Source organism: Spirosoma endbachense (assembly GCF_010233585.1).
Classification (GTDB): domain Bacteria; phylum Bacteroidota; class Bacteroidia; order Cytophagales; family Spirosomataceae; genus Spirosoma; species Spirosoma endbachense.
In genome coordinates, this window is record NZ_CP045997.1 from 1772792 (window position 1) to 1792130 (window position 19339).

Sequence of the window (19339 nt, forward strand, 5' to 3'; positions counted from 1 at the left end):
CTGAGTATCCTGTCCAGTTTGTAGTTCTAACGAATTACATCTTCTCCAGAACCCGCTCCATCGAAACCTCCTGCCCAATACGAGCTTTCAGTTCGCTAATCGGCACCCGGATTTGTTCGGTCGTATCCCGATATCGGATCGTAACCGTATTATCGTCGAGCGATTGATAATCGACAGCAATACAGAACGGCGTACCAATCAGATCCTGGCGCGTATAGCGCTTACCGATAGCATCGCGTTCTTCATAAACAACCCGAAACTCCGAACGTAAGCTCTTAACGATTTCCTGCGCTTTTTCAGGTAAACCATCCTTACGCACAAGTGGAAACACAGCCACTTTCACGGGTGCCAGGGCGGGATGTAGTTTCAGATACGTACGCTCTTTTTGATCCTCTCCCTCGCCGACGGTTTCTTTCGTGAACGCATTACAGAAAACGGCCAGGAATAACCGATCGGCCCCAACCGAAGTTTCAACAACGTAGGGAATGTAGTTTCCATAAGGCTTTCCAGTGGCCGGGTCGACATCATTATCGAAGTACTGCTGCTTTTTACGGCTCAGATCCTGGTGAGCTTTCAGGTCAAAATCAGTACGGGAGTGAATACCTTCCATTTCGCGGAAACCGAATGGGAACTGATATTCAATATCCACAGCCGCATTGGCATAGTGAGCCAGTTTTTCGTGGTTGTGGAATTTGAGTTTTTCAGCGGGAAGTCCAACTGCCTGGTGGAATTTCATTCGTGCATCGCGCCAGCGTTCATACCATTCCATTTCGGTGCCTGGGCGAACGAAAAACTGCATTTCCATTTGCTCAAATTCGCGCATTCGGAAGGTAAACTGGCGGGCTACGATTTCATTCCGGAAAGCTTTCCCAATCTGCGCAATCCCGAACGGAATTTTCATCCGGCCCGTTTTCTGAACATTCAGGAAATTCACAAAAATACCCTGCGCGGTTTCGGGACGGAGATAAATCAAACTGGCGTCTTCGGCCAGCGACCCGACCTGAGTAGAGAACATCAGATTGAACTGACGAACTTCTGTCCAGTTGTCAGTACCTGAAACAGGATCTTTAATACCTTCGGTAATAATCAGGCTGCGAAGGCCATCCATATCTTCGGCGCTTTGCAAACGGCCAAGTTCGTTGCGCAAGGCCTGGCCACGCTCAACATCGCCCGCGTTTTCGTACGATTCTGCTTTGAGTTCAATAAGCTGATCGGCCCGATAGCGTTTTTTCGAATCGCGGTTATCGATCATCGGGTCATTGAACGAATCAACGTGGCCCGACGCTTTCCAGGTGAGCGGGTGCATGAAAATCGACGCATCAATCCCGACAACGTTATCGTGGAGTTGCGTCATGGCCTTCCACCACAGCGTTTTGAGGTTATTTTTCAGTTCGACGCCGTTCTGACCGTAGTCATAAACGGCCTGTAAGCCATCGTAGATTTCAGAGGACGGAAATACGAAGCCATATTCTTTGGCGTGGGCGATAATATCCTGTAATGAGGTCGCCGGAGAAACTTTCACTTCTGTCATAGTCAGTTACTGAGACCGCAAAGATAGGGTTTACGCTGAAAATCCCCGAAATTGGCTAACTTTCGATGTAGATGACAACAACCATTTTTGATTCCCCGCTTGGCCTTGTTCGTGTCACTGGCGATGAAGCTGGCGTTTCGGCCATATCCTGCGTCGACGTTTCACCCGATGAAGCGGTATCGACACCGACCAATTTACCCCAGCCTGTTGAACAGGCAGTCGTACAGTTGACCGAATACTTCGCCGGAACACGCCAATCGTTTGATTTTTTGATGAACCCGGCTGGAACGACTTTTCAGCAAACTGTCTGGAAAGCACTACTTGATGTTCCATTCGGCACCACACTTTCCTATTTGGCGCTTACCCGACGTATTGGTGATGAGAAGGCAATCAGAGCAGTAGCGGCTGCGAACGGTAAAAATCCGCTTTGGATTGTTGTTCCATGTCATCGTATCATCGGTTCCAATGGATCGCTGACAGGCTACGCGGGTGGACTCTGGCGAAAAAAATGGCTACAGGAGCATGAACGGGGCGGTTCAGGGCAATTGTCTTTGTTTTAATCAATGATCAAATCGAACCGGATTCTTACCTGCTTGTTCATGCTGACTCTTTCAGCCTGTGCGCCCCGTTACAGAGGCCCCGTTACGGACCATTTCGACGGTAAAAAATTTTTCAATCCTGGCATGCCCGAACGCACATCGGGCGGACTCTTAAAATGGCTTCTGCATCGTGACAAAGGGCCTTGGCCAGATCAGCCTGATGCCTTTGTAGGCCCTCGTCCAGCTACCCGTATTGATGGTGATAGTCTGGTCGTTACATTCGTGAATCACTCTACGTTCCTGCTTCAGACGAGTGGGCTTAACATACTGACAGACCCGGTCTGGTCGAAACGGGTTGGCCCTACATCGTGGCTGGGTGTCAAGCGGAAACGGCCTCCAGGATTACGTTTTGAGGATTTACCACCCATTGATGTTGTGCTGTTAAGCCATAATCATTACGACCATCTCGACCTACCGACCCTAAGGAAACTGGTAAAAACACACAATCCACTTTTTATAACACCACTTGGGGTATCGTATCTGCCCAAATCGGTAGACGGTCGCACAACGCGCGAAGTAGACTGGAATCACACCCTGCGTATAAACAGAAAACTGCTCTTAACCTGCACCCAGGCCCAACATTTCAGCAATCGGGGCATGGGCGATCGCGACGAAACACTCTGGTGCGGTTATCTGCTTCATATGGACTTTGGCACGATCTATTTCTGTGGCGACAGTGGCTACGGACCTCATTTCAGCCACATTGCCGAACAGGCATCCCGCAGTGCAACGGGGTCGATCAAGCTAGCTCTGCTGCCTATTGGTTCCTATCGACCCGAATGGTTTATGGCTCCAGTTCACGTGTCACCAGCCGGTGCCGTGCAGGCGTTTATCGATACGAAAGCCCAACAGGCTATTGGCATACATTTTGGCACCTTTCAACAGGGCGACGATGGTTTGTTCGAACCTGTCACAGATTTACGCAAAGCGCTGCATGAGAAAAATATTCCGGAAAATCGATTTCTGGTACCTCAGGAAGGGCGGGCTATTACGTTTAAAAAATAGGAGTCAAGCCGTAATGTTCCGCAGTAAATTTCGAGATAACAGGATGGCTTCTATAATACATTATGCCATTTTGTGTAAACTTGCCAGTCACATTTTCCAACGTTCAGTACCGCTTTAACTGACTAAAATCTAGTCTTCGTGAAACAACAAGCCTTACTTATCCTTTTCGCATTATTCTCCATTGGTTTTATTGGTGCCTGCTCCAAAGAAAGTGAGGTGCCAACCGCTTCAGGGCCAATTGTCGGTCAATGGGATATTAACCGGTATGTTATTTCCAATCTGCCCGCATCTTACTCCACATTAAACGGAACAATTAACAGTAATCTTGGCACAGATACCTACACGTTTCGGGTTGACTCGACCTATTCGGAGGATTATTCTTCATCCAACGGTACGTCAAAAGGGAATGAAGAAGGAAAATGGTCGTTACGAGATTCAGTATTAACGCTGCGCCCCACTATGTCGACGGGACAGTCGCCAGCTTCATATGCCCTGAAGTATTTATCGGATACAGGTGAACTATCTACGGGTCCGTATAAATCTTCGGGAAGCGTCCAGAATCCAGATACCCATCTAAACGAGACGGTTACCTATACGCTGGAATTCTTTTACCGAAAGCGCTATTGATCGTAGACTTTTTTCTAAAATCAACAAAACACCAGTAAGCACTTCCTGAGGTTTTGTTGATTTTGGGCAACGAGCCTTGTAGTTTTGCAGGATGGATGAAATATTAAAAAGTGATCGGCTTACACATTTAAAGTACGACATTCGAGGGCCGGTTTATGAAAAATCGCTCGAGCTTGAAAGTCAGGGATATAAAATCATTAGCCTGAACATTGGCAATCCGGCGACATTCGGCTTCGATGCGCCCGACGAAATCGTTCACGACATCATCCTAAATATTCGTAACGCGCAGGGTTATTCTGACTCGCGTGGACTGTTTGCAGCCCGCAAGGCTGTTATGCACCATACCCAGAATATTGGCTTGCCCGGCATTACGATTAATGACATTTACATCGGCAATGGTGTCAGTGAGTTGATCATGCTATCGATGCAGGCACTGTTGAATGAAGGTGACGAAGTATTGATCCCAACGCCCGATTATCCACTCTGGACAGCTTCAGTAGCCTTCTGTGGCGGTAAACCCATCCATTATGTTTGTGATGAAGCAGCTGACTGGAACCCCGATCTGGCCGATCTGGAAAGTAAAATCACGGACAGAACGCGGGCCATCGTTGTCATAAATCCTAACAATCCAACGGGTGCTGTCTACGCTAAATCCGTATTGGAAGGCATCGCCCGTATCGCCGAACGACATAAACTTATCGTATTCTCCGACGAAATCTACGACCGGATTCTCTACGATGGAACCCTGCATTACCCGATTGCCAAGATGGTTAACGATACGCTCTGCATCACGATGGGCGGCTTATCGAAAAACTACCGGGCAGCCGGTTTCCGGGGTGGATGGATGATTATGAGTGGCGCAAGGCATCGCGCCAAATCGTATATCGAAGGGCTGACCTTATTGGCCAGTATGCGGCTCTGCGCCAACGTTCCGACCCAATATGCTATCCAAACCGCTCTTGGCGGCTACCAGAGTATTAAAGATTTAGTCATTCCAGCCGGGAGGCTCTACAAACAGATTATGCTGGCCTACAACCGCATGACCGCCATTCCGGGCGTGTCGTGCGTGAAACCCAGGGGCGCTTTGTATATTTTCCCAAGACTTGATCTGAGCCAGTTCAACATTGCCGATGATGAAGAGTTCGTCTACGATTTACTGACCGAGCAAAAAGTGCTGGTTGTAGCAGGAACTGGCTTCAATTACCTGGATAAGAACCACTTCCGTATCGTGTGTCTGCCTACGGTCGATGAACTAACCATAGCGTTGGATCGAATTGAAGCGTTTCTCGAAAGTCGACGGAAATAGAAATAGCTTATGTATGTTGAGAGCTGTCTTATTTGCAGACCCCATGCCATGGTTATTTTAGGGCATCATGGCTAACCATGGCATGGGGTCTGCAAATAAGACAGCTCTCGTGTCTCCAACTAACAGGCAATTTTACCAACCCGTCGCTGGTGACGGCCACCCTCAAATTCGGTGTTCAAAAAAAGTTGTACGGACTGAAGGGCATCAGCCAGTGAAATAAACCGTTCGGGCAGACACAATACATTAGCGTCATTGTGCTGGCGGGTTAGCTCGGCAATGGCCGGTTGCCACACCAGAGCAGCCCGTATGTTCTGGTGCTTATTGGCTGTCATGGCTACACCCTGGCCACTTCCACAAATCAGAATGCCACACTCGGCCTGACCTGTTTCGACTGCCGATGCGACAGGGTGTGCGAAATCAGCGTAATCAGCCGAATCTCCAGAGTACGTTCCGAAATCCGTTACGGTATAATTCCGATCTTCGAGCCATGTTTTAATAGCTTCCTTGTAAGTAAATCCGGCATGGTCGGCGCCGAGTGCAATGCGTTCAGGCATAGTAAATTAGGGTAAGTAGACAAATAGGATATTGGGTCAAACAGGTGAATCGTCAAGTATTTAATCACTTATTAAGGCCGATAACCTATTTATCCGTATGCAAACGAAACGTTTTGGCAAAATTATTCGTTATTTGACTCCGCCCGAATAAAAAATTCGATTGGAATGGCTGCCGACTCGTTTTTTTGATCCGTAAAAAGGGCGGATAACTAGATTTATTAACCAAGTGAGTACGTTTCGCGCCCACTGCCTTTTTTTATACATTGATGGAAGAAACAAAAGAAAATGTTCATCGTTCTGAGACACAGAGCACCGAACGCATTACCCAGGATTTACCAAAGCGCGACGAGTTACTCCTTACTCCCGACGAACAACGCATTAAAGAAGCATTTCAGGATCGGAACTGGAACGAAATCAAAGTAGCCGATTCATGGGTAATTTTTAAAGTGATGGCCGAATTTGTTGAAGGATTCGACAAACTCGCTAAAATTGGCCCATGTGTATCTATTTTTGGGTCGGCCCGTACCAAGCCCGATAATCCGTACTATAAAATGACGGAAGAAATTGCGGCAAAGCTGGTTCGTCATGGCTATGGTGTCATCACAGGGGGCGGCCCCGGTATTATGGAAGCGGGTAATAAAGGAGCTTTCGAGGAAGGCGGCAAGTCGGTTGGTCTCAATATAAAACTCCCGTTCGAACAACACAGCAATATCTACATCGATCCAGATAAGAGCATCAATTTTGATTTCTTCTTTGTCAGAAAGGTGATGTTCGTCAAATACGCTCAGGGCTTCGTTGTCATGCCCGGCGGCATGGGCACACTCGACGAATTGTTCGAGGCCATGACACTTATCCAGACCCGGAAAATTGCACGCTTCCCCATTGTTTTGGTTGGCCGGTCATTCTGGAGTGGTTTGCTCGACTGGATCAATGATGTCATGCTGGGCCAGGAACACAACATTAACCCAGAAGACATGAAACTGGTTAGTCTTGTCGATACGCCTACGGAGGCAGTGAAGGCAATTGACGATTTTTACAGCAAATATCTGCTAAAGCCTAATTTTTGATTCGTGATTGAATTTTGACTGATTAATCGAAAGACGATTTCAATCAAAATTCAATCCGTCAAAATTCCAGATAGGGCACCATTTTTTCAATTGTTTTCTCGTCCAGTACCCGAATGGGTTTGAGCGCTTCTGCGGAAGTGAAGGCGCCGTGTTGTTCGCGATACCGTACAATAATTTCGGCCTGCCTGCGCGACAGAAACGGATGCCGATCCAGTTCTTCAGCGCTGGCCGTATTGATCGGAATCTTTCGGGGTGCCGACTGAATCTTACCAAATTTCTGCAACTCTGCCAGTGCGACCGAATCGAGGCCATAAATGTCACGAAACTGATCAGTTGTAAAAAAACCACCGAGGGCATCCCGAAATTTCACGATTCGGCCAGCCAGTTTAGAGCCAATTCCCTTGAGTGCAACCAGTTGAGTGGTATCGGCTGTATTGATATCAAATGGTTGTAGTGTTGGTTTGGCAGGTCTTTCGGCAAAAGCAGGTCGGTCACCAGGCTTGAATTTCTCCGCTGAATAGGACTTTTCGAGTCCGGCCTGATTATCAGCAACTAAACTCTCCTGCGAATGATTGGCCAGCGTTATATAAGGTTCAAGTTGCTCGTATAGATCAGGAGGGAAGTCATAAATCCGGAGCAAATCTTCTTTTTTACGAAACTGGCCACCTTTGCTTCTGTATTTTTTAATTCGCTCAGCCATCCAGCGGGGCACGCCCAACTGCTGCCAGCCCACCACACTGATCGTATTGGGATCAAAAGCGAAAAGCTTAGGTTCACTGAACCGCTCGGCGGTGGTTTTGTCTTTATCGGACTTGTCGCTAAAGGCCGGTTGTTTCGCTTCCTCCGTTTTCATCAGCGCCACCAGGCTATCGAGCTTGCGCTGATCGGCAGCTGATGTGTCGGCAGGTTTGCGGGTAGCAACGAATCGATAAAGAAAAGGAAGTAATAGGCACAGCAACGTTAGAAAAATCAGGACCAGAAATCCCCTGCTCTCTTTATGCGAAAATCCGAAATAATCCCGGATCAGTACTTGTAAACGATTGAACATGACGGTGGGTACGAATGGTAGTCAGGGCACCAAATTACGTAACCAAAACAAGACAATCAACCTACAAAATTACTGCACTAACGCTTGGCCAAGGTAAACCTATAAGGTTTTTGAAACCGCACCGGTGGCCCGGCGTATAGGTTTATAATCAACCCCATTCATTACTAGGACGTATAATTTAGAAATTGGAAGAGTAATTGCCTATTGCTGATTCTCGACCAGTTTAAGAATTTTACCGTCGCCCAGATCACACATGTATAATTCATGCTTCTGATCTTCACCAAAGGCCGATATAGCACCAGCTCTGGAAACAATTTCCTGATTCGACCCTGCCTTATTCCCATCTGGCTTAAGCGCCCAGACACGCCCGCTGGCATAATCGGCATAAATATATTTTCCGCGTAATGACGGGTTTTGCGAGCCACGGTAAACGACTCCTCCGGTTATCGACACATTCCCCTGACTATGGCTATATTGCCAAATGGGCTCAATCAGGTTTTTCGGTGATGGATTATTGTCCGAATTATAATCCGCTCGCCCTTCTTTGATTCGCCAGCCGTAATTTCCGCCCTTTGTAACAATATCGATCTCTTCAATTTCATTCTGGCCAACATCACCCGCCCATAGTTGCCCCTGTTCATCGAAACTTATCCGCCAGGGATTCCGTAAACCGTACGCAAAAATCTCTTCACGAAAGCCCTCTTTATTATTAGCAAATGGGTTGTCGGCCGGAATGCCGTAGTTTCCTTTTTCGGTGCTGTTTACATCGATTCGTAGTATTTTCCCAAGCCAGCTACTCCGATCCTGTCCATTGTTCTTTGGATCACCTCCGCTCCCGCCATCACCCGTCGATACGTAGAGATAGCCATCAGGACCAAACAGCACTTTTCCGCCGTTATGGTTCGAATAAGGCTGTCTGAATTTGAAAAGGATAACTTCTGATTTCGGATCAATCGTTGAGGCATCAACTGATGATGCCTTAAACCGACTGACTACCGTTTCTCGGGGATTGTCTTTCGTGTAATTGACAAAGAAGAACCCGTTCTCATTAAATTTGGGGTGAAAGGCCAGCCCCAGCAGCCCCATTTCTCCGCCGTAGGCTACGTTTTTACGAATGTCAAGATAGATCTGGGCGGCCGATGAATTTGCGTTGTTGTCAAATACTTTGATACGACCTGTTTGCTCAACCACAAATACCCGATTAGTCCCATCATTCGCGTAGGTATACTCTACCGGGGAATCGAATGTCAATTTGGGGTAGGCATTAATCACCCGAACTGGAGAGACGGATTTATCTGATTTGAAAACTGCCTGTGCAATACCTGCTTCTTCTACATTGGCTATAGTTTTAATATTGGAATTTATATCCGCCTTTTTGTCAGTCTGACAAAGCGACCATATAAACCACGAAAAACCGGCCGTAGCAACCAGCGAAATGAGTAATGCGTATATAGCCTTACCAAACATGGCAGTTCTTGTCAACGTGTTGATGAACTACTAATAGATCAAATTCAGAGCCAAACTGGCCAGCCGAACTTTACGGTACGTTATTTGTTGTCATAGTAACAAAATACCTTCGTTTTTGAACGTAAATTGCGACCTGTGAGCTTTCCTGATCGTGTATCATTTCCTCAATACGGGGCAACTATTCTACTTTTTTTAGCTCTTTTATAGCGAACTGACTTGTATCGATTTTTGCATTGACTATTATGATTGTCGCTAACTCTTCATTCCTTGACCACCTGCAGGCTCAGCGGACTCAATACCGCTATAAACTTCCCTCCCGGCCAGATGCCGGACGGTTTATTGACCAGCTCATGCGGCTTCTATTTCCGGTAACGCAGGATTGCCAGTCGGCCTCTCAGCACGTTGAGGAAACTTATCAAAAAATTCATCAGCAATTTATTCACCTGCTTCAGCCGTTAGCGTCTACGCTACCAGATAGCCCGGCGGTTATTACCGATCTGTTTTTTGAGCAATTACCGGCCATTTATGACAATCTGCTTCTGGATGCGCACGCTATTGTCGACAATGATCCGGCTGCTATTGGAATTGAAGAAGTTGTTGCGGTCTATCCGGGTTTTTACGCTATTTCGGTCTATCGCATTGCTCATGAGCTACTTCGTCTGAACGTACCGCTCCTTCCCCGAATGCTGACCGAGTATGCACATGGTCACACGGGTATCGATATTCATCCGGGTGCGCAAATTGGGCGGTCATTTTTCATTGATCACGGTACGGGGGTCGTTATTGGCGAAACCACCATCATTGGCACCAATGTTAAGGTTTATCAGGGTGTAACGCTGGGTGCAACACACGTCGCCAAATCAATGGCTCAGAAAAAACGTCACCCGACTATTGAAAATAACGTTGTTATCTATGCCAACGCTACCATTCTGGGTGGTCGTACTGTTGTCGGCCACGATTCAGTAATTGGCGGCAACGTTTGGCTGACCAGCAGTGTAGAGCCTTATTCCTTGGTTTACAATCAACACCAGACTGACGTTCGGCTTAAATCACTTGAGGATGCCGAGCCGATCAATTTTGTCATCTGATTTAGTTATCGGGTAATTAAGTAATAAGGGTAAATAGGTAGTTGGAGCCAGTGATTACACGGTTACTTCAATCGCCCATTTACCCTTATTGACTATTTACCCATTCACCCTAATTACCTAAAGCCATGAAAGCCAATACAATTTTAGAGACCATCGGTCAAACACCCCATGTTCGCCTGAACCGACTTTTTCCGGGTTATGAAGTGTGGATGAAGCTCGAACGGGCCAATCCTGGTGCCAGCATAAAAGACCGGATTGCACTGGCTATGATTGAGGATGCCGAAGCCAAAGGCATATTGACTACGGGAAGCACGATTGTTGAACCCACATCAGGCAACACAGGCATAGGTCTGGCGATGGTTGCAGCCGTAAAAGGGTATAAACTAATTCTGGTCATGCCCGAATCGATGAGCATTGAACGGCGAAAGATCATGGCCGCCTATGGCGCTGAATTTGATCTGACTCCCCGCGAACTGGGTATGAAAGGAGCCATTGCCAGGGCCCATGAACTAGTTGAGTCGACACCGAGTGCCTGGATGCCTCAACAATTTGAAAATCCCGCCAATATCGACATTCATAAACGCACAACCGCGCAGGAAATTCTGGCTGATTTCCCCGAAGGTTTCGACGTACTCATTACAGGCGTTGGCACGGGTGGTCACCTTACGGCTGTATCGGAAGTGCTAAAAGAGAAATTCCCGAATCTGAAAGCCTATGCTGTTGAACCTGAAGCATCGCCCGTCATAAGTGGTGGTGCTCCGGGTCCGCACCCCATTCAGGGTATTGGCGCAGGTTTCATTCCCCAGAATCTGCATGTCAATGCCATTGACGGCAGCATTCAGGTTAGCCGTGATGAAGCATTCGCCTGGGCACAGCGCGCAGCCAAGGAAGAAGCCATTTTCGTTGGTATTTCATCGGGGGCATCGCTGGCGGCCGTTTATAAAAAACTGCCTGAGATTACTCCGGGAAGTCGAATTTTGACATTCTGTTACGACACGGGTGAACGATATTTGTCAATCGAGGGGTTGTATTAAGTAAGCAGCAATCTGTTGGCAACAGAAAGAAGTTGCTATTCAGCCTGCTCACTCTATGTATGTTATTGAGTTATTCATTAACTATTTACCACCTTCAGCGTTACTCTATGAATCAACACTCTGCTACATTTCGTATAATTAAAGATACTATTTTCATTACCGCTGGGGTACTGGGTGCTGGTATGGGTATTAAAGGCTTTTTGCTTTCCAGCCATTTTATTGATGGGGGCGTTACAGGCATTTCAATGCTCCTGTCGTCTATCTTTAACATTCCACTTCCAATCTGGCTTTTAGTTATCAATTTACCCTTTATCGGTTTAGGCTACCGACAGTTTGGCCGGCAGTTTGCGTTCAAAAGCACACTGGGTATTGCTGGTCTATCGCTCAGCCTGGCTATTATTCCCTATCCCGACGTTACCCCCGATTTATTATTAACCTCAGTTTTTGGGGGCTTCTTCATTGGGGCCGGTATTGGACTGGCTATGCGGGGGGGTGCCGTACTGGATGGAACAGAGATTGCTGCTCTCCTGATCAGCCGAAGCAGCCCTATTCTGAAAGTGAGTGACGTTATTTTATTGCTTAACGTGGTCATTTTCAGCGCTGCGGCCTTTTTTCTGGGTGTCAGTCCGGCACTTTATTCCATGATCACGTATTTCGCGGCCTCAAAAACAGTAGACTTCATTATCCACGGTATTGAAGAATACACGGCTGTTTTGATTATTTCCAGGCATCACGAGCAAATCCGGAATCAGATCATCGATCGGGGCTGGGGCGTCACTGTGCTCAAAGGTCAGGAAGGCTACGGAAAACACGGTAGTCACCACGATATCGAGTCTGTCCTGTACGTTGTGCTCACCCGACTGGAATTGAACAGGCTACGCAGTATGATCATCTCGACCGACCCCAGGGCGTTTATCATTCAACACACGGTCGATGATGTGGCTGGTGGAAAAGTGAAGAGCCTTCCGTTGCATTGACCGCTTCTTTTCTCCAGTAGACTTTCGTTTTCTACCTTCCATACTGATTAACCTGGCCAGCAATCTTCCCCTGTGGCCAGGTTAACTTACCGTAGCTTTATCCGCTGATACTCGTTTTTGCCCGCTCGTGGAGAAATCCCGCGCCACGAACTGATTTCTGACTCTTTCCCTTGAAATCGGTTCTCTGGACAGCCTAAACGACATACAGTATGCAGTTCTTTCTACGTACGTACTTTTTATTCTTTCTTATTTTTGGCGGATATATTGCCCTTGCTCAGAATGGTCCTAATGTTCTCGGTAGCGTACACGATCCGGCAGGCGCCGTAGTTGAGTTTGCAACCGTAGCCTTACATCGGGCTACTGACTCGACGGTAGTTAAGACCGAGTTCAGCAACGCTTCCGGTGCTTATCAGTTCGCGGCTGTTCCGGCAGGTCGTTATTTTGTATCAGCCTCTCTGGTTGGATTCAGCCGCTCACAGACTGGTCCTTTTGCGATATCTTCGTTTAACGAAACGTTGCCTGTCATTCAGCTGAAACCCAGTGGTACAACCCAGTTGAAAGAAGTAACCGTTCAGGCTCGCAAGCCCCTCTTCGAACGCGAAAACGACCGGATTGTCGTCAATGTAGATGCCAGTCCACTCAGCGCGGGAGCTACTTCGCTTGAAATTCTCAGCCGCTCTCCGGGTGTAACGGTCGATCAGAATGATAACCTTGCGCTTCGTGGGAAGCAGGGCGTTCTGGTTCTGATTGATGGCAAGCGCGTGCCCATGACTGGAGCCGAGCTAGCCGATATGTTACGCTCGTTACCGGCCAATTCTGTCGAAAAGATTGAATTGATCACCAACCCACCTGCCAAATACGACGCAGCTGGCAGCGCCGGTATCATTGCGATCAAACTGAAAAAAGATGGTCGCCAGGGCACCAACGGTAGTGTGACTGCCAGCTATGGGTATGGCCGCTATGGTAAGCTGGCGAGTGGCCTAACGCTTAATCACCGACACAAAAAATTAAACATCTTCGGGAGCTATAATTATAATGTTCGCAATGTTTTCACGCAACTGACGCTGCATCGGGACTTTTACCAGAATAATCTGTTTACTGGCAGCAGCGATCAGGACAATGCGGGCAAGACACGTTACATCACCAATACCTATCGGGCTGGCCTGGATTATACCCTGTCGAAGCGAACTCTGCTGGGTGTGGTCGTCAATGGGATGGACATGGATGCCAAAGCCAGCATTCCGAATGTTACGAAAACATTCGGGGCCGAGGGACAACTGCAATCCAGTTATCAGTCGGCAAACAATCGTGGGCTGCGCATGCCGAATGTAGCCACAAACCTGAACCTAAAACACAGCTTTGACTCGACAGGAAAACGGGAATTGACGGCTGACATTGATTTTGCTCATTATGAAACCCACCGATTACAAAATCTGGCTACCACTTATATCGTGCCGGTCATTGCTCCGACTGTATTAGCCGGTGATCTGAACGGCGGTTTGAATATTACGTCTTTTAAAGCCGACTACGTCCACTCGCTGCCCAATCAGGCACGGCTGGAGGGAGGCATTAAAACCAGTTGGGTTAATTCGGACAACGATGTGCTGTTTACAAACCTGATTGAAGGGCAGGCTATAATCGATACCGGGAAAACCAATCATTTCCGCTACAACGAAAACATCACCGCAGCTTATATTACGATCAATAAGACAATCAAAAAGCTATCGGTACAGGCGGGTTTGCGGGGGGAGCAGACCATTGCCAAAGGCGTTCAGGTTATTGGCAACAACGACTTTAAGCGAAACTATTTTCAGTTATTTCCCAGCGTATTTCTCAAGCAGTCTTTGTCGAAAACGCATGATCTAAGCGTATCGTTAAGCCGTCGGATCGATCGCCCGACCTATAACCAGCTTAACCCGTTTCGCGCCTACATCGATGCAACGACCTACTTCTCCGGGAATCCATCGCTGTTTCCGCAGTTGAGTTACAACGTTGAGCTAACGCACACCTTTAAGCAGAAATTTATCACATCAATCAGCTATAGCCGGACTGATCAACCTATCATCAGCGTTGTTCAACCCGCCCCTGAAGGCAATCGGCAGGCCGTGTCTACCTTTCAGAACCTGACCCGCTCAGACTACTATGGCCTGACCATGACGATTCCGGTTCAACCGACAAGCTGGTGGTCGATGGATAATAACCTGGTGGCTTATTATCAGCGGTTTATCGGTGAACTGGCCGGGACATCGCTGAACGCAGGTTTGCCAGCTTACACGATCAACTGTACAAACACCTTTACACTCGGGCACGGCTGGACCGCCGACCTGACCGGGAATTATCAGTCGCATCAATTATACGGATTTCTGGATATTCAACCGCTGGGGCAGCTAAATATTGGCCTTCAGAAAAGCATGTGGAATAAGAAAGGAACCCTGAAACTGAACATGACAGACATTTTCTATACCAGTCCATTTCACGCTACATCTGAGTATGCAAACTATAGGGAACAATTTAACCAGCGGCAGGATACACGGGTGGCCACGGCCTCACTCACCTATCGTTTCGGAAATGACACACTGACTCCATCACGCCGACGGACAGGTGGTGCTGAAGATGAAAAACGCCGGGCCGGTGGTGCATAAGACAATAGATTACGCAGCCTTTGAACATTACCTAACAACTACCTGAACGTGCTTCCCGGAAGTTTTAAACTTTCGGGAAGTTTTTTATAGAAGCAATCCGTTACCAGAAATGGTTTTATCCGTCAGGCGAATTACCGTGTCGCAAACTGTTCCATTGTTGTCTGCGGCTTGCCCAGGTCGGCCCAGGTTCGTTCGGAGCTAAATGTTTCTGGGTAGTTGTTGAGAGCCCCGGTAATATGCCAGCCATAATCAGCCTGCGCAGAAAAAAGCCGACCAACCTTCATCAGAACAGGTGGAGTTGTTACAATAGCCAGCTTTTCTTTGCGATAGGCATTGACAAAACGTTCAGCCGCTTCGTGTTGCGTAATGGCTTCTGGCCCCTGAATATCGTACTCCTGATTCTGATCAGCGGCTACAATTTGCAGGGCACGAACGACCTGTTTCCCGTAGTCATGGGCCGCTATGTACCAGGGTTTCATAGCAGACCGACCCACCAGCACTACGAAACGATTAACCCGTTGCGTACCGTTGATTGAATCCATGAAACAGGATGGATAAAAAATACTGTAGGGAATACCTGAGTCTTTAATTAGCCGAACTGCCTTCTGCTTTACACCAAATACCCACCAGCGAAAGCCGTTCATGCCCTGGTAGCGCATGATAATTGATGACAGATAAGCTATTCGACGAATACCTACGTGTTTAGCTGCTTCGATCAAATTAGCTAATCCCTCTGCTTCGGTATGAAAATCGGCCTGTTTCTCGTGCTGTTTGATGGATAGGTTTAGATAAACCGTATCTATTCCACGTAGTGCATTGGCAAGGCTATCGATACTCCGTAAATCACCGGCAACAACATCGACACCAGGAAATCGCTGCTGTGTCGCAACGACATTACGAGCAATGAGTCGAACTGAAAAACCGGCGTCAATTAATTCGCGGGTAACAGGTTGGCCGAGCATCCCCGTTCCACCAATGATGGCAACATGCATAGTGTAGCCGGCTTGGAATGCCAGTTCTTAGCGAAGCCCGCGTACAAACCGGCGCATGGCATCACGATAGACCTGCTCCGACTTATCGAGTGGCTGCTGGTCTTTCAGCAACATGGCTAACATAATCATGCCGTGCGAAACAGACCACCATTCGAAGTAGAGTCGCTGAATACTTTCTTTTGCTTTGGGGATGAAAGAAAAAATGATTTCGCTAACGATAGTGCTGACATCCTGCATGGCATCCGACTCACAAACGGGGAGCGTGCAGTAAGCTCCGTTCAGATTATACATTACCTGATAAATTTCAGGCTGTTGCCGGGCAAAGTCCCACTGAATGAGCGATATCTCATAAAGTCGCTTTTCCGGATCACGGTATAGCTTTAAGATGCGTTCATATTCCTGATGCAGGAATCGAAACCCTTCGTTTCTGATTTCATTCAGCAACACGTCCTTGCTGTCGAAGTATTCATAAACGATAGGAGCACTATATTCAATTGCGTCAGCGATTTTACGAATCGAGACAGCTTGCCAGCCTTCCCGGCGGGCGATGGCTTTGGCAGTCCCTAATATCCCTGAGCGGGTATTTTCGCGGGACCGTGGCTTACGTTCAATGACTTCCATAGATGATCAGCCTTTATTTAACGGTGGTAAGTTGGCTTAGTTAACGGTGGTAAATTGGCTGAAAACTACGGATTTATGATCGCATAATCTAAGATTAATGTAAAATTTCTAAAAAAAATCAAATATTCTCTTTGGTAACTTTAAAAAGATAGGATTTGGGCGGCAATTTACTGAAACCGGTCTCTTTACGATGATAACCTATTGCTACAACAAGCTGATAGTCAACTATAGCCCTCGTTCGGCCACTAGCCAAACACCTGCATCACCGAGCGCGTAAGGATCGCCCTCAACCGTACCGTAACAGGCAATAACGGTAAATCCGGCCTCAAGAAAGAGACGAGTCAGCTCCGCCAATGTGTACACAAAATGGTGCGCGGTTCGCGTCTGCACTTCGCCACCACGCACATAAGTAAGGTGCGAATCGATACGGCTTTCGAGCGGATCATACTGATTCTCGACCAGAAACAGGATTGGCTGTTCTTCTGCTTCGCCAACAGGTTGCCAGTTCCGTTCCTGATAATCGGGAAGGACCGATTCAGCGATCATTTCTGAATGGGCGAGAAATCGGCCACCGGGTTTCAATAAACCCGCTATTCGGGTCAGGAAAGCCAGCATATCGGGCCGGGGGAAAAAGCTAAAACTATTCCCTAAACAATAGGCTGCATCAAATGGGCCACTGTGCGCCAGATCAGCAACCGGCATAGCCAGAAAATCAGCTTGCACTGCTTCCAGCGACAATTTTTCACGCTTAGCGGCCAATTTGATCTCCTTGATGTATTCTTCCGATATGTCTACCCCCATGACGCGGGCACCCATCCGGGCCAACGGCAAAGCATGGCGACCATAGCCACAAAAAATGTCGAGTACTCGATCATCCGGACCGAACTCCAGTGTTTCAACGAGCAATTCAAGATCCAGTTGAGTCTGTTCTTCGGTTTGAGCCGCTTTCCAGGCTTCCTGTGGTAATCCGTGGAAAAAAGTATGATACCAGGCCATTTTTTAACGAATGACACCTGAATGATCAAGAATGATCAATGTTTGTTCATTCTTGATCATTCAGGTGTCATCATTTATCTGATTAGTTAAGTAAGGAGAGTGTTTGTCGAACGGCCAGAAAATCAGGGATATCGCCCGCACTTTCGAGAACTTCGGCATATTGAATAACCCCGTCCTTGTCGACGACAAACGCAGAACGCTTACTAACGCCCTTCAAATTCATGACGAACGTTTCGTAGTAGGTGTTATATGCTTTGGAAACTTCTTTGTTAAAATCCGATAACAGATTAAATGGAAACTTCTGATCTTCTTTAAACTTAGCCAGTGTGAATGGTGAATCGACCGAAATGGCTAAAATTTCGGCGTCCAGATTTGAATAAGTGGCAATGTTATCGCGCATTTCGCACAGTTCAGCTGTGCATACGCTGGTAAACGCCATCGGGAAAAAGAGTACGACTACATTCTTACCTTGAAAACCTGAGAGTGAAACTTCTTTCCTTTCGCTGTTGAAAAGTGTGAAATCTGGAGCTTTTTGGCCGGGGATTGGCATAATAGATTTTTGATTTTGAATTTATGATTGTTGATTTGATGTCAAATCCGTTTGGGGGGCGAAATTCCGAAAAAGCGAAGGGAAAACAAGCACTATTTTGTGTTATATGACTCGGGCTTCTTCCAGAACCTTCGGATGGAAGTTCATTTTAGGCCGTTTTTACTCCGCTCCGATCAGTCAGAAAAGAGTATAAACGGTTACTCAAACACTATTGCTTACATATACGCTCGTACGTAAATCAGAAATCTTACTTTCTAAATGCAGAACTACTGGGGCATTGACCTGGGCGGCACCAAAATCGAAGGTGTTATTTTAAGCGCCCCCTCACCCGACGCCGTCATTATTCGCAAACGAATCGACACTGAAGCGCACAAAGGCTATGATCATATCATGGCTCAGATTGTTCGGCTCATCGATATGCTCAAAGCCGAAACAGGCTTAAAACCAGAGCGCATTGGTTTCGGAACACCCGGCACCTTCGACCCGGCCCGGAAAACAATGAAAAACTGCAACACAACCGTACTGAATGGCCGCCCGATGAAGCAGGATCTGACCCGGATTCTCGGTGTTCCGGTAGAGGTGGCCAATGATGCCAATTGCTTTGCGCTGGCCGAAGCCACAATGGGAATCGTTCCGGAGGTTGTACCCAACTTCCAGTCGGTATTCGGCGTCATTATGGGCACAGGAGTTGGCGGAGGGGTGGTAGTTCAGGGGCGCGACGGTGTACCATTCGTCCTGAACGGTCTACAGGGCATCGGTGGCGAATGGGGCCATAACATACTGGAGGAGAATGGCTATCCTTGTTATTGCGGCAAGCGGGGCTGTAACGAACAGGTCATTTCGGGACCGGCACTCCAACGATATTACCAGCAAATCAGCGGAGAGGAACGTACCATGAAAGAAATCATGGAGCGTTACACGGACGGGAATGATCTGTTTGCCAGCCAGACTGTGAACCGATTACTGGAGTATTTTGGTCGGGCGGTTTCCGTTATTGTCAACATCCTGGACCCCGATGCCATTGTTCTGGGCGGGGGCGTCGGCAACGTCGACCTGCTATACACCGAAGGCGTGGAACGGGCAAAAAAATATGTATTCAACTCGGGTGAATTGAACACACGATTTCTAAAACCCAAATTAGGGGATAGTGCTGGCGTTTTTGGAGCAGCACTCCTGTAAGCCAGAAGCAGAGAGCGTGGGGTAGCGAGTGGAATTTCTTATCCCCCTGCCTCACG

General features: G+C 47.6%; 18 protein-coding genes. 10 read left to right on the forward strand and 8 right to left on the reverse strand.

Annotation, left to right across the window (positions count from 1 at the left end; all coding sequences use genetic code 11):
• Positions 1-34: 34 nt before the first annotated feature.
• A complete protein-coding gene (locus tag GJR95_RS06945) occupies positions 35-1531 on the reverse strand; it encodes a glycine--tRNA ligase (protein ID WP_174260192.1) in 1497 nt (498 codons plus the stop codon).
• Positions 1532-1602: 71 nt separating this feature from the next.
• On the opposite strand from GJR95_RS06945, the gene GJR95_RS06950 reads away from it, so the two are divergent.
• The 4 genes from GJR95_RS06950 (at position 1603) to GJR95_RS06965 (ending at position 5068) form a co-directional block, all read left to right on the forward strand.
• The gene (locus tag GJR95_RS06950; protein WP_162385184.1) at positions 1603-2091 is read left to right on the forward strand and encodes a methylated-DNA--[protein]-cysteine S-methyltransferase; all 489 of its coding nucleotides are present in this window, start codon (positions 1603-1605) and stop codon (positions 2089-2091) included.
• Between the two features lie 39 nt (positions 2092-2130).
• Positions 2131-3135: an MBL fold metallo-hydrolase gene (locus GJR95_RS06955; protein ID WP_232541106.1), complete on the forward strand. Its 1005-nt coding sequence runs from the start codon at positions 2131-2133 to the stop codon at positions 3133-3135.
• Between the two features lie 138 nt (positions 3136-3273).
• Positions 3274-3762 carry a lipocalin family protein gene (locus GJR95_RS06960; RefSeq protein WP_162385186.1) on the forward strand — a complete coding sequence of 163 codons (489 nt, stop codon included), beginning with the start codon at positions 3274-3276 and terminating at the stop codon, positions 3760-3762.
• Positions 3763-3853: 91 nt separating this feature from the next.
• Entirely contained in the window at positions 3854-5068 is a 1215-nt protein-coding gene (locus GJR95_RS06965; RefSeq protein WP_162385187.1) for a pyridoxal phosphate-dependent aminotransferase, read from the forward strand.
• A gap of 119 nt (positions 5069-5187) precedes the next feature.
• Here GJR95_RS06965 and rpiB read toward each other — a convergent pair whose 3' ends face one another.
• Positions 5188-5622: a ribose 5-phosphate isomerase B gene (gene rpiB, locus GJR95_RS06970; RefSeq protein ID WP_162385188.1), complete on the reverse strand. Its 435-nt coding sequence runs from the start codon at positions 5620-5622 to the stop codon at positions 5188-5190.
• A gap of 266 nt (positions 5623-5888) precedes the next feature.
• Between rpiB and GJR95_RS06975 the strand changes: the two genes are divergently transcribed.
• Entirely contained in the window at positions 5889-6689 is an 801-nt protein-coding gene (locus GJR95_RS06975; RefSeq protein WP_162385189.1) for an LOG family protein, read from the forward strand.
• A 58-nt stretch (positions 6690-6747) separates the two neighbouring features.
• Here GJR95_RS06975 and GJR95_RS06980 read toward each other — a convergent pair whose 3' ends face one another.
• Both GJR95_RS06980 and GJR95_RS06985 read right to left on the reverse strand, forming a co-directional pair.
• Entirely contained in the window at positions 6748-7737 is a 990-nt protein-coding gene (locus GJR95_RS06980; protein ID WP_162385190.1) for a helix-hairpin-helix domain-containing protein, read from the reverse strand.
• Between the two features lie 201 nt (positions 7738-7938).
• The gene (locus tag GJR95_RS06985; protein ID WP_174260193.1) at positions 7939-9204 is read right to left on the reverse strand and encodes a PQQ-dependent sugar dehydrogenase; all 1266 of its coding nucleotides are present in this window, start codon (positions 9202-9204) and stop codon (positions 7939-7941) included.
• Between the two features lie 242 nt (positions 9205-9446).
• Between GJR95_RS06985 and GJR95_RS06990 the strand changes: the two genes are divergently transcribed.
• From GJR95_RS06990 to GJR95_RS07005, 4 genes are all read left to right on the forward strand, one after another.
• Positions 9447-10292, forward strand: coding sequence for a serine O-acetyltransferase (locus GJR95_RS06990; RefSeq protein ID WP_162385192.1), 846 nt, complete (start codon positions 9447-9449; stop codon positions 10290-10292).
• A 125-nt stretch (positions 10293-10417) separates the two neighbouring features.
• Positions 10418-11326, forward strand: a complete 909-nt coding sequence (gene cysK / locus GJR95_RS06995) for a cysteine synthase A (RefSeq protein ID WP_162385193.1) — start codon at positions 10418-10420, stop codon at positions 11324-11326.
• A gap of 107 nt (positions 11327-11433) precedes the next feature.
• The gene (locus GJR95_RS07000; RefSeq protein WP_162385194.1) at positions 11434-12303 is read left to right on the forward strand and encodes a YitT family protein; all 870 of its coding nucleotides are present in this window, start codon (positions 11434-11436) and stop codon (positions 12301-12303) included.
• Between the two features lie 209 nt (positions 12304-12512).
• Positions 12513-14945, forward strand: a complete 2433-nt coding sequence (locus GJR95_RS07005; RefSeq protein ID WP_162385195.1) for a TonB-dependent receptor — start codon at positions 12513-12515, stop codon at positions 14943-14945.
• A gap of 131 nt (positions 14946-15076) precedes the next feature.
• On the opposite strand, the gene GJR95_RS07010 is transcribed toward GJR95_RS07005, so the two are convergent.
• The 4 genes from GJR95_RS07010 to GJR95_RS07025 form a co-directional block, all read right to left on the reverse strand.
• Complete coding sequence (locus GJR95_RS07010; protein WP_162385196.1) at positions 15077-15937, reverse strand: SDR family oxidoreductase; 861 nt, start codon at positions 15935-15937, stop codon at positions 15077-15079.
• Positions 15938-15964: 27 nt separating this feature from the next.
• Positions 15965-16558, reverse strand: a complete 594-nt coding sequence (locus GJR95_RS07015; RefSeq protein ID WP_162385197.1) for a TetR/AcrR family transcriptional regulator — start codon at positions 16556-16558, stop codon at positions 15965-15967.
• A gap of 225 nt (positions 16559-16783) precedes the next feature.
• Complete coding sequence (locus GJR95_RS07020; protein WP_162385198.1) at positions 16784-17554, reverse strand: class I SAM-dependent methyltransferase; 771 nt, start codon at positions 17552-17554, stop codon at positions 16784-16786.
• An 82-nt stretch (positions 17555-17636) separates the two neighbouring features.
• The gene (locus tag GJR95_RS07025; RefSeq protein ID WP_162385199.1) at positions 17637-18104 is read right to left on the reverse strand and encodes a redoxin domain-containing protein; all 468 of its coding nucleotides are present in this window, start codon (positions 18102-18104) and stop codon (positions 17637-17639) included.
• Positions 18105-18362: 258 nt separating this feature from the next.
• On the opposite strand from GJR95_RS07025, the gene GJR95_RS07030 reads away from it, so the two are divergent.
• The gene (locus GJR95_RS07030) at positions 18363-19283 is read left to right on the forward strand and encodes an ROK family protein (RefSeq protein WP_162385200.1); all 921 of its coding nucleotides are present in this window, start codon (positions 18363-18365) and stop codon (positions 19281-19283) included.
• Positions 19284-19339 lie beyond the last annotated feature (56 nt).